Raw genomic sequence first — 10905 nt, forward strand, 5'->3', positions numbered from 1 at the left:
GGACAGGCCGGTGATGGTGAGGTTGTAGTAGACCTTGCGGACCGGCTTGGAGAACGCCCAGCCGTAGGCGAAGTTCATGAACGAGCCGTCGATGGTGTCCAGCAGCGACATCCCGGCCGCGAACAGCACCGGCAGGGTGAGGATCGCGTACCAGGGCAGTCCGGAGGCGGCGCCGGAACCGGCGAGGACCAGCAGGGCGATCTCGGTCGCGGTGTCGAAGCCGAGCCCGAACAGCACGCCCAGCGGGTACATCTGCCAGGGCTTGGTGATCGAGTTGGTGACCCGGCCGAGCAGGCGGTTCATGAAGCCCCGGTTGTTCAGCTGGGCCTCCAGGGCGGCCTCGTCGAAGTGGCCGGTGCGCATCTTGCGGAAGACCTTCCAGATGCCGGCCAGGATGACGAGGTTGATCACGGCGATCAGGTAGAGGAAGGCGCCGGAGACGGTCGTACCGATGAGGCCGGTGACCTCGTGCAGATGCGAGTTGTCGTTCTCGACCGGTCCTGCCAGGGTCTTCATGCCCAGGGAGAGCAGCAGGGCGAGGCCGAAGACGATGGTGGAGTGGCCGAGGGAGAACCAGAAGCCGACCGACAGCGGGCGCTGCCCCGAGCCCATCAGCTTGCGGGTGGTGTTGTCGATGGCCGCGATGTGGTCGGCGTCGAAGGCGTGCCGCATGCCCAGGGTGTAGGCGGTCACGCCGATGCCGATGCCGAACGACTCGGTGCCCACGCTGAAGTGCTGGGGCGCGATGACGCCGACCAGGGTGCCCCAGCCGATGATGTGCAGGGCCAGCACGAAGGCGGCCATCGAGCCGACCCTGATCCACTCCTGGCGCGTCATGGAGCGGCGGACGCGTTGCCAGGCCGACGGCTTGGCGCCGGCCGGTGCGGGGAGGGACGGAGCGGAACCAGGGGCGGCCGTCATCGGGAGGGTCGTTCCTAACGTCGTACGGGTACGGCTGCACACCACAGCCTTGTGCCATCTTCCCGTACTTGCAACTGATGTGCAGTAAAGGCGACGGCAGGCCTTTCCCATGGTCAGGAAAAGACCATGAACAGGAAAAGGCCGCTCTCCAGGGGTGGGGAGCGGCAAAGAGGGGCCGGTGCCCGGTCAGGCGGAGAACATGCCCCGGCCCAGCCAGTCCTCGGTGTCCCGGACGCCCGGCAGGGCGAAGAAGTAGCCGCCGCCGGTCGGGGAGATGTAGTCCACCAGGGGCTCGTCGATCAGCCGGGTCTGCACGGCCTCGAACTGCCGCTTGACGTCCTGCTGGTAGCAGCAGAAGACGAGGCCCATGTCGAGGTTGCCGACATTGTCCGCGCCCCGGTCGTAGTTGTAGCCGCGGCGCAGGATGCGGGAGCTGTCCGACGTCGCGGTGCGCGGGTTGGCGAGCCGGATGTGGGCGTCCATCGGGATCGCGTTGCCGTGCGGGTCCTTGGCGTAGTTGGGCGCGTCGGTCTCCTTGGCGCCGTCCAGCGGGGCGCCGGTGTCCTTGCGGCGGCCGAACATCTTCTCCTGCTCGGTGAGCGAGACCCGGTCCCAGAACTCGACCAGCATCCGGATGATCCGGATCACCTGGTAGCTGCCGCCGGTGGCCCAGGCGGGCTCGCCCTGTCCGTCGCCGACCCAGATCAGCTTGTTCGTCTCGCGGGCGGAGTTGACGTCCGGGTTGGCGATGCCGTCCTTGAAGCCGAGCAGGTTGCGCTGGGCGCCGGTGGGCCGGGGGGCGTTCTGGAAGCCGTCGATGCGCCACTTGACCTGCATCGCGCCGCGGGTGTGCCGGGCGATGTCGCGCAGGGCGTGCAGCACGGTGTCCCTGCTCTGCGCGCAGATCTGGAGGGAGAGGTCGCCGTGGCACTCGGCCGGGTTCGGATTGTCGTTCGGGAAGGTCCGCATGGGGACGAGCCGGGCGGGCCTGGCCTTGGCGAGGCCGTAGCGGTCGTCGAAGAGGGAGGCGCCGACGCCGAGGGTGAGGGTGAGGCCGTCCGCGGGGACCTCGGGGCCGAGGATGCCGTTGTCGGCGGGCGGCGCGCCGACGCCCAGGTCGGCGGGGGTGCCGCCGGAGGTGAGGAAGCGGGCCCGCTCGGTGATGGTCTTCAGCAGGTCGGTGAGGCCGCGCCGGTCGTCGGCTATGACGTCGAAGGAGACGAACGCGGCGGCGGCCGGCTGCGGGGTGATGATCCCGGCCTGGTGGGCGCCGTGGAAGGGCACCTTCGTACGGCCGTCCGGACCGCTCGGCCGGGCCTGGGCCGTGCCACCGCTCTCGGCGAGCGCGAAACCACCGCCGGCCAGGACCGCTCCGGCGGCACCGGCGCCCAGCGCGCCGCGCACGAAGGAGCGGCGGGCGGGGCCGACGGGGCAGGACGGCGTGTCGGCGGTGGACATGGGCGGGTTCCCTTCGGGGTGCGGGTGCGCGGTGGTCATCAGGCGGACTTCCGGATCTCCAGCAGGTCCGGGATCGGCGCGAGGTCCTCCAGGAGCTGGCCGGTGGCTCCGTCGAGGCGCCGGCGGTCGGTGTCGGAGAGCTTCTCGACGGGGGTCCAGTGGTCGCCGTCGTGCTGCGCGGCCAGCAGCTTCTGCACCCGGTCGATGTCGGTGTCGACGGTCGGCAGCACCTTGGGGGCGCGGTCGGTGAGCAGCGGCTTGAGGACGGTGAGCAGTTCGCGGGTGCCGGCGAGGTTGGCGTCGGCGGTGGCGAGGTTGGTGCCGCTGCCCTCGTCGGTGTCGCCGGTCAGCTCGAACTGGAGGGTGTTCTCCAGGATCTCGTGGGCGCGCAGCGGCAGGTCGCCGGGGTCGAAGTCCTGGCTCGGGAAGGCCTTGCCCAGCCCGGCCACGTCCGTGCTGAGCTGCCGCGCGGGCCCGGTCAGCTCCTTGGCCGACCCACCGTGCCACAGGCCGTACTCCAGGCGCAGGAAGCCGCTGAAGTCCTTGTCCCGCTCGCCGCCGGGCAGACCGTCGGCGCGGCCGTCGATCTTCTTGTCGAAGTCCTCGAAGGTGCCGTAGGCGGCGCCGAGCGAGGCGTAGGTGCGGTGGGCGGTGAGCCAGTCGGTGCGGGCCTCATCGAGGTGGCCGCCCTCGATGTCGTGCTGGAGGGTGCGGGTCTGCCCGGCCAGGGTGTCCAGGCCCTTGCCGACGTACGCCTTGTACGCCTTCAGGGGCGCGGCGAGGTCCTGCTCGGAGACCGGGGCGACCGGCTTTGCCGCGCCGCCGCCGGTGACGGTGACCGCCTTGGAGGTGACGGCCTTGCCGCCGGCGGGGACGCAGCGCCAGGCGTAGGTGCCGCCGGCGACGGTGGCGACGAGGTCGCGGGTGGTGCCGGGGGCGAGGCCCTCGATCTCGCCGTAGACCGCGTCGGTGGACGGGTCGACCAGGTAGACCTCGGAGGCCTGGTGGCCGGTGTTGTGCATCTGGAAGGTCTGCCGGCCGGGCTCGGGCGCGGTGAAGCCCTTGCCGCAGTCGGTCTCGGAGACGGCGACGGTCTGGTCACCGGCGGGCTTGGGGCGGCCGAGGGCGACGAAGAGTCCGGCGACGACGGCGGGTACGGCGACCACGGCGGCCGGGACCACCCAGACCGGGCGGCGCCGGGCGGAGGCGGGCTTCGGCGCGGCGGATCCCTCGCCGGATCCGTCGGCGGATGCCTCGGCCGAGCTCCGGGTGGCCGATTCGGGCTTGGACTTGAGCTCGGGCGCGGGCACGGGCACGGGCGCGGGCGCGGGCTCGGCCTTGGGCGCGGTGCCGCGTACGCCGCGCACGAACAGGGTCATCACCACGGCGAGGTAGGCGACGTAGGCGACCACCTGGAGCCAGGTCATGGTGGGCATCAGGTTGAAGACGCCCTGGATCAGGGTGCTGTACCAGGAGCCGGCGTCGACGCTGCCGGCCAGGTCGACGGCGTAGGCCGTCTTGCCGGGCAGCACGCCGCCCTCCTGGAGGTCACGCAGGCCGTAGCCGAGGACGCCCGCGGCGATGACGATCAGGACGACGCCGGTCGCGGTGAAGAACTTCGTCAGGTTGATCTTCAGGACCCTGCGGTACAGGCCCCAGCACAGCCCCGCCGCGAGGACCAGGCCGATGGCGGCGCCGGTCAGCGGGCCCGCGGACTCACCGGCCGCCTGGGCGGTGGTCCACAGGAACAGGGCGGTCTCCAGGCCCTCGCGGCCGACGGCCAGGAAGGAGGTGAGGATCAGCATGCCGGAGCCCATGGCGAGGGCACCGGTGACCTTCTGCTTCAGCTCGCTGGAGAGGTTGCGGGCCGAGCGGCGCATCCAGAACACCATGGCGGTGACGAACGCGACGGCGATCACGCTGAGGACGCCGCCGAAGGCCTCCTGGGCGGTCTGCGGCATGGACGCGGCGGTGAAGGTGAGGACCGCGCCGAAGCTCATCGCGACGGCGATCGCCGCCAGCACACCGGTCCACACCTGCGGCAGCCGTGAGCGGGCCTCGGCGCGCACCAGGGTGGCGACCAGGATGGAGACGATGAGTCCGGCTTCGAGTCCCTCCCTCAATCCGATCAGGAAACTCGGAAACGCGTCGTCCCACATGCCCTGCGGCCCTCCCGGAAAACCAAGCGAAGGCATGCGAAATAAGCGAAGGCATGCCTTACCTTCGCGACCATGATGACCACACCTTCGTAGGCAACCGGTCACGATCCGGCAATCCCCGGGCAAAGTCCGGGAAGGATCCCCTGTCCATGTCCGCCGGTCGCCCGGCGAACGTCTACAAATGTGTAGTCACATGTTGTCGAAGCAAGTCGAAGGAAAGGGTGTGCGGCCGTGGCCACTCCCCCACATCTGGCAGCGCAGCTCGCGGTCAATGTGCTCGACGCCCACTCGCTGCTGGCCGCCTTCGGCGTCTTCGGCGTCGGCGTGGTGCTCTTCGCGGAGACCGGCCTGCTGATCGGATTCTTCCTGCCCGGGGACTCGCTGCTGTTCACGGCGGGTCTGCTGTGCACGGGCGCGGCCGACCGCGGGCTGCACCTCTCGCTCGGCCCGCTGCTGGTCGCTGCTGCGCTCGGCGCCCTGGCGGGCTCCCAGTGCGGGTTCCTGATCGGCCGCAAGGCGGGCGGCGCGCTGCTGGCCCGCACCCGCTCGGCGAAACTGCGCGAGGGCGCGCAGCGCGCGGAGGAGCTGCTGGAGCGGTACGGCCACGCGAAGGCGATCGTGCTGGCCCGCTTCGTGCCGGTGGTGCGTACGGTGCTCAACCCGATGGCGGGCGCGCTCGGCGTACCGGCCCGCACCTTCGCCCTGTGGCAGGTGATCGGCGGCCTGGTCTGGAGCCTCGGCCTCACGCTCGGCGGGTACGCACTGGGGTCCTCGATCCCGAATGTCGACAAGTACCTGCTGCCGGTGATCGCGCTGATCGTCCTGGTCTCACTGATCCCGCTCGCGGCGGAGGTGCTGCGCTCACGCAGGGCGGCGAAGGAGACGCCGTGACGGGCCCGGCGCCGCGCGGGCCGGTACTTCTGGCGGCGCGCGGGCCGGTGCTTCGGACACCGCGCAAGCCGGGGCTTCGGACAGCGGGGGCGTCCCGGGCGTGGCCGCTGCCCGCCTCGTGAGCCCCCGAAGGACCGCGGCCGTCGCCGGTCTCGGTGTCTGTGCCTGGGCCGCGTTCGCGGCCCTGACCCTGATCGTGGCCTCCCGGCACGGCGCCCCGCTCCCTCCGGACCGCGCCCTGCTCGCCTGGTCCCGCGGGCACCGGCCCCCGGTGGCGGTCGCCGCGGCGCGCGGACTGACCGGCACGGGCACGGGCGCGGTGCCGTACGCCCTGGTGATCGCGGCCGGACTGATCGCGGGCCGTACGGCCCGGCAGCGCCGCGCCGCCGCCCTGACGGGCCTGCTCTGTCTGGGCCTCGGGCAGGCGGTGCGGTACGGCGTGATGGACCTGGTCGGCCGGGTCCGGCCCCCGTACGGGGACTGGGAGGCGCCGGCCTCCGGCTGGTCGTACCCCTCCGGGCACACCACCACCTCGGCCCTGACGGCCGGGCTGCTGATCACGGCGCTGTGGCTGCGCGCCCCGCACGGCCGGGGCGCGCTGACCCTCCTGGTCGCCTGCTGGGGCGCCGAGGTCGGGCTGACCCGGATCTTCCTCGGGGTGCACTGGTTCACCGATGTACTGGGCGGCTGGCTGTTCGCGGCGGGCTGGCTCGCTCTGTTCCTCACGGCGGCGGCCCGGTGGCTGCCCGCCGACATCAGGCCCGGCGCTGACGTCAGGCCCGGTGCTCCGGAGCCCGGTTCCGGAAGGGCTCCGTAGTCCGGTTTCGGAAAGAGAGCCCCGGAGAGATGCTAAGGCAGCTTTATAAGTTAGCCTTAGCATATGAGTGATGATCTGGACCCCGAGGCGGTCGCCTCGGCCCTGCTCGCGAGCATCGGCGTGCTGGTGCGCCGGGTGCGCCAGGTGCCGGTCGAGGGCGGACTGACGCTCCCGGAGCGCGGCGCGCTGGCGCAGCTGGACCGCACGGGCCCCACCACCTCATCGGCGCTGGCCCGGGACGCGCAGATCACCGCGCAGTCCATGGGGGCGACGCTCGGCGCGCTCCAGGCCCGGGGGCTGGTCGAGCGCCACCGCGATCCGGACGACGGCAGGCGCGTGGTGCTGTCGGTGACCGACGCCGGGCGGCAGGCGCTGCGGGACAAGCGCAACGCGCGAGCCGAGCTCATCGCGGCGGCCCTGACCGGCGGCGCGTTCACGCCCGCGGAGCTGGAGCGGCTCGCGGCCACCGCCCCGCTGCTCCAGCGGCTGGCCCAAAGCATCTGACACTGCCGCGCCGACGAACCTTCGAGGAAGCAGGCCGATGACGGATTCCCCCCAGGCGCCCGCCCCGCGCCGCTCACCCGGTGACCGGTACAAGTGGACGGCGCTGACGAACACGACCGCCGCTGTCTTCATGTCCGCGCTGGACGGCTCCATCGTGCTGATCGCCCTGCCGGCGATCTTCCGCGGGGTGCACCTGGATCCGCTGTCCCCGGGCAATATCGCCTATCTGCTGTGGATGATCATGGGGTACCGGCTGGTCCAGGCCGTCCTGGTGGTCACGGTGGGCCGACTCGGGGACATGTACGGGCGGGTCCGGATCTACAACTCCGGCTTCGCGGTGTTCACCTTCGCCTCGGTCCTGCTGTCCTTCGATCCCTTCGACGGCGGCCACGGGGCGATGTGGCTGATCGCCTGGCGGGTGGTGCAGGCCGTGGGCGGTTCGATGCTGACCGCGAACTCGGCGGCGATCCTGACCGACGCCTTCCCCAAGGAGCAGCGCGGTTTCGCCCTGGGCATCAACCAGGTCGCGGCGCTGGCCGGGATGTTCATCGGCCTGGTCGCCGGGGGTCTGCTGTCGGCGTGGGACTGGCGGGCGGTGTTCTGGGTGAACGTGCCCGTCGGCGTGTTCTTCACGCTGTGGGCCTACCGCACCCTGCGCGAGACGGGCAGGCGCGGCGGCGGCCGGATCGACTGGTGGGGCAACATCACCTTCGCGGTGGGCCTCAGCGCGGTCCTGATCGCGGTCACCTTCGGCCTCCAGCCCTACGGCGGGCACACCATGGGCTGGACGAACCCCTTCGTCGACGTGCTGATAGCCGGCGGTCTCGCGCTGCTGGCCGCGTTCGTCGTGATCGAGAACCGCACCGCCGCGCCGATGATCCAGCTGAGCCTGTTCCGCCGCCGGGCCTTCACCTTCGGCAACCTGGCGGGCCTGGCCATCTCGATCGGGCGCGGCGGGATGCAGTTCGTGCTGATCATCTGGCTTCAGGGCATCTGGCTGCCGCTGCACGGCTACGACTACGGCGACACGCCCCTGTGGGCGGGCATCTTCATGCTGCCGCTGACCGCGGGCTTCCTCGCGGCGGGACCGGTGTCCGGGTATCTGTCCGACCGGCTCGGCTCCCGGGGCCTGGCCACCGGGGGCGCGGTGCTGTTCGGCGCCAGCTTCCTCGGCCTGATGCTGCTGCCGATCGACTTCGGCTACGGGGTGTTCGCGGTGCTGATCGCGGTCAACGGGATCGCCAGCGGCATGTTCGCCTCCCCCAACTCCTCCGCGATCATGGGCAGTGTGCCCGCCGAACTGCGGGGTGTCGCCTCGGGTATGCGCGCCACCTTCCAGAACTCCGGCACCGCCGTCTCGATCGGTGTGTTCTTCTCGCTGATGATCGCCGGTCTGGCGAGCCGCCTGCCGCACACCCTCACCGCGGGCCTGCACCAGCAGGGCGTGCCCGCCCAGGTCGCCGCCCAAGTCGGCGATCTGCCCCCGGTGTCCTCGCTGTTCGCCGCCCAGCTGGGCGTCAATCCGATCCGGCATCTGCTGGAGCCCAGCGGCGCCCTGGCCCGGCTGACCCCGGCGCAGCAACAGGCCCTGACCGGGCGGGAGTTCTTCCCGAACCTGATCTCCGGGCCCTTCCACTCCGGCCTGGTGATCGTGTTCGCCTTCGGCGCCACCCTCGCCTTCCTCGCCGCGATCGCCTCCCTGCTGCGCGGCGCCAACACCCCCGCTCGGGTGCCGGAACCACGCGGAGCCGACGGCGCCACCACGCGTCCGGACCGGCGCACCAGCGCCTGAGACACCACCCGGCCCGGGCGCCCTCGCCTCATGGCCCGGCCCCGCACCACGGACCTCCACAGGAGAAGCAACCACCATGGCACTGACCACGATCGACCCGGCGTGCGCAGTCGTCGTGATCGATCTCCAGAAGGGCATCGTCTCCGCCCACGCCGACGCCCGGGTGACCGACGCCGTCGAGCGATCGGCGCATCTGGCGGACGAGTTCCGGCGGCACGGCCTGCCGGTGGTCCTCGTCAACGTCACCGGACGCGCGCCGGGTCGTACGGATACCGTACGGTCCCGGGAGACCGGCCGGTCCGGGGGTGGGGCCGAACGGCCTTCCGACTGGGCCGAGTTCGTGGACGAACTGGGCGTCCGGCCGGGCGATCACCTGATCACCAAGCGGCGGCGCAGCGCGTTCCACGACACCGGGCTCGACACCCTGCTGCGCGACCTGGGTGTCACCCAGGTCGTCCTCACCGGCATCGCGACCAGCTCGGGCGTGGAGTCGACGGCGCGCTCGGCCGCCGACCACGGCTACCACGTGGTCCTGGCCACCGACGCCATGGCCGACCCGGACGCCGAGGCCCACCGCCACAGCGTCGAACGCGTCTTCCCCAAGCTCGGCGAGACCGCCACCGCCACCGAGGTCGTCACCATGCTGGAGGCGACGCGATGAGCCTGCTGGGCCGACTCCTGAGGAACCGCAGGGCGGGCGAGACCCATACGGCGTGGAACATGCCCAACCTCCAGGGTCCCGAGCCGCTGATCCTCACCAGCCGGGACTTCGGCGACGGTGACCCCATGCCGCTGGAGAGTTGCGCGAAGACCATCGGCGGCGCCGACCTCTCCCCCCACCTGTCCTGGACGGCGCCCCCGAGCGGCACCGCCCGACTCCTGCTGGTGGTCGAGGACATCGACGTGCCGATGACCCGACCCGCCGTGCACTGCCTCGCCCTGATCGACCCGGCGGCCGAACACCTCGACCCCGGTGCCCTCGGGGCCCGGCAACCGGCACCCGGCGTACGGCTGTTGCGCTCCACCATCGGCCGCGGCTACCACGGTCCGGCCCCGATCAAGGGCCACGGCCCCCACCGCTACACCTTCCAGCTCTTCGCCCTGGCCGCCCCCGTGGACCTCCCGGCGCCGGAGCGGACCCGCCCCCGCGCCTTCCTGCCCGCCGTCAGCGCGCCGGTCCTCGCCCGCGGTCGGCTGACCGGCGTCTACGAGCGCTGATCCGGCCCGTCACGACGTCGGGACGCCGCGGCGAAGAGCCGCTCCCCCTGGTCCCGCGCCTCGTTCGCCGAACGGCGATCCAGGCCCTGACCAGCCCGGATTTCGCTGTCGGAGCCCGGCAGTGTGCGAGCGGTGTTCGTTGCCGTTCGCATGACGTCCCGACAGTTCACAGGACGCCCGCCAGGGTTCAGGGCGCGACGTGCGGGCCGTCCGGGCGGCCGTCGCGCTGGGACACCATCTCGCGGCTCAGTTCCTCCGTCTCGGCCTCCGGCAGCCGCTCGTAGCCGTCCTCGGTGATGAACGAGAGGATCGGGAAGATACGGCGGTTGAGGTCGGGCCCGCCGGTGGCCGAGTCGTCGTCGGCCGCGTCGTACAGCGCGTGCAGCGCGGCGAGGGCGGCCTCGCGGCGGGTCAGACCGGGCCGGTAGAGCTTCTTGAGCGCGCCCCGGGCGTACGGCGAACCGGAGCCCTCGGCGTGGAACTCCCGCTTCTCGTACAGACCGCCCGCCGCGTCGTAGGCGAAGATGCGGCCGCCCTCGCCCGTGGGCGCGCCGAGATCGTACCCGGCGAGCAGGGGGACGACGGCGAGGCCCTGCATGGCCTGCGCGAGGTTCTGCCGGATCATGGTCGCGAGGCGGGTCGCCTTCGCGCCCAGCGTCATCGGAATGCCCTCGATCTTCTCGAAGTGGGCCAGCTCGACCTGGTAGAGCCGCACCATGTCGAGGGCGAGTCCGACGGTGCCGGCGAAGGCGACGGCCGTGTGGTCGTCGGCCGGGTGGACCTTCTCCAGGTCCCGCTGGGCGATCAGGTTGCCCATGGTGGCCCGGCGGTCCCCGGCGAGCAGCACACCCTCGCCGTAGGTGAGCGCGAGCACCGTGGTGCCGTGCGGGAAGCTGCCCGGGGCCGCGCTCGTGCCGGGCGGCAGCGGGGACGCGGTGGGCAGCAGCCGGGGGCCGTGCGCGGCCAGGAACTCGGCGAAGGAGGAGCTGCCCGGCGTGAAGAACGCCTCGTCCATCAGCCCGGCGATGTCGTTCCCCGTCATCTGCTTCCCCTCCATAGACACGCGGTATCACCCGTCTCCTACCTGACGCGGCCGAACCGGAAACCCTTCCCCGCGCCCCGCCGTGTGGTACAACCGTCGGCTT

The 10905-nt window shown here is 71.9% G+C and carries 10 protein-coding genes; 6 read left to right on the plus strand and 4 right to left on the minus strand.

Annotated elements, in window-relative coordinates:
* The 3 genes from nicT to efeU form a co-directional block, all read right to left on the minus strand.
* A partial coding sequence (gene nicT / locus CCN72_RS24285) for a Nickel transporter NicT (protein ID WP_208638080.1) occupies positions 1-921 on the minus strand: 921 nt, incomplete at its 3' end.
* Positions 922-1107: 186 nt separating this feature from the next.
* On the minus strand, positions 1108-2379 hold the full coding sequence (efeB, locus tag CCN72_RS24290) for an iron uptake transporter deferrochelatase/peroxidase subunit (protein ID WP_086809586.1): 1272 nt from the start codon (positions 2377-2379) through the stop codon (positions 1108-1110).
* Between the two features lie 38 nt (positions 2380-2417).
* Positions 2418-4538, minus strand: coding sequence for an iron uptake transporter permease EfeU (efeU, locus tag CCN72_RS24295; protein ID WP_086809570.1), 2121 nt, complete (start codon positions 4536-4538; stop codon positions 2418-2420).
* A gap of 231 nt (positions 4539-4769) precedes the next feature.
* On the opposite strand from efeU, the gene CCN72_RS24300 reads away from it, so the two are divergent.
* The 6 genes from CCN72_RS24300 to CCN72_RS24325 all read left to right on the plus strand — a co-directional run bounded on the left by CCN72_RS24300 (position 4770) and on the right by CCN72_RS24325 (position 9760).
* On the plus strand, positions 4770-5429 hold the full coding sequence (locus tag CCN72_RS24300) for a DedA family protein (protein ID WP_086809572.1): 660 nt from the start codon (positions 4770-4772) through the stop codon (positions 5427-5429).
* A gap of 118 nt (positions 5430-5547) precedes the next feature.
* A complete protein-coding gene (locus tag CCN72_RS24305) occupies positions 5548-6246 on the plus strand; it encodes a phosphatase PAP2 family protein (protein ID WP_086809588.1) in 699 nt (232 codons plus the stop codon).
* A gap of 63 nt (positions 6247-6309) precedes the next feature.
* Complete coding sequence (locus CCN72_RS24310; RefSeq protein WP_086809574.1) at positions 6310-6750, plus strand: MarR family winged helix-turn-helix transcriptional regulator; 441 nt, start codon at positions 6310-6312, stop codon at positions 6748-6750.
* A 37-nt stretch (positions 6751-6787) separates the two neighbouring features.
* Complete coding sequence (locus tag CCN72_RS24315) at positions 6788-8542, plus strand: MFS transporter (protein ID WP_086809577.1); 1755 nt, start codon at positions 6788-6790, stop codon at positions 8540-8542.
* A 76-nt stretch (positions 8543-8618) separates the two neighbouring features.
* On the plus strand, positions 8619-9203 hold the full coding sequence (locus CCN72_RS24320) for a cysteine hydrolase family protein (RefSeq protein ID WP_086809579.1): 585 nt from the start codon (positions 8619-8621) through the stop codon (positions 9201-9203).
* A complete protein-coding gene (locus tag CCN72_RS24325; RefSeq protein ID WP_086809581.1) occupies positions 9200-9760 on the plus strand; it encodes a YbhB/YbcL family Raf kinase inhibitor-like protein in 561 nt (186 codons plus the stop codon). Before CCN72_RS24320 ends, CCN72_RS24325 begins: the two co-directional genes overlap by 4 nt.
* Positions 9761-9947: 187 nt before the next feature.
* On the opposite strand, the gene prcB is transcribed toward CCN72_RS24325, so the two are convergent.
* Positions 9948-10802 (minus strand): proteasome subunit beta, encoded by an 855-nt coding sequence (gene prcB / locus CCN72_RS24330; protein ID WP_086809590.1) that lies wholly within the window; start codon positions 10800-10802, stop codon positions 9948-9950.
* Between the last annotated feature and the right edge of the window lie 103 nt (positions 10803-10905).

This window comes from Streptomyces murinus, from assembly GCF_002154555.1.
Lineage (GTDB): Bacteria > Actinomycetota > Actinomycetes > Streptomycetales > Streptomycetaceae > Streptomyces > Streptomyces murinus.

What these genes read in the sequence shown, in the direction of transcription:
- efeB (WP_086809586.1), bottom strand. Translation starts at nt 2,379, where the DNA reads ATGTCCACCGCCGACACGCCGTCCTGCCCCGTCGGCCCCGCCCGCCGC.
- CCN72_RS24310 (WP_086809574.1), top strand. Translation starts at nt 6,310, where the DNA reads ATGAGTGATGATCTGGACCCCGAGGCGGTCGCCTCGGCCCTGCTCGCG.
- CCN72_RS24320 (WP_086809579.1), top strand. Translation starts at nt 8,619, where the DNA reads ATGGCACTGACCACGATCGACCCGGCGTGCGCAGTCGTCGTGATCGAT.
- prcB (WP_086809590.1), bottom strand. Translation starts at nt 10,802, where the DNA reads ATGACGGGGAACGACATCGCCGGGCTGATGGACGAGGCGTTCTTCACG.
- efeU (WP_086809570.1), bottom strand. Translation starts at nt 4,538, where the DNA reads ATGTGGGACGACGCGTTTCCGAGTTTCCTGATCGGATTGAGGGAGGGA.
- CCN72_RS24315 (WP_086809577.1), top strand. Translation starts at nt 6,788, where the DNA reads ATGACGGATTCCCCCCAGGCGCCCGCCCCGCGCCGCTCACCCGGTGAC.
- CCN72_RS24325 (WP_086809581.1), top strand. Translation starts at nt 9,200, where the DNA reads ATGAGCCTGCTGGGCCGACTCCTGAGGAACCGCAGGGCGGGCGAGACC.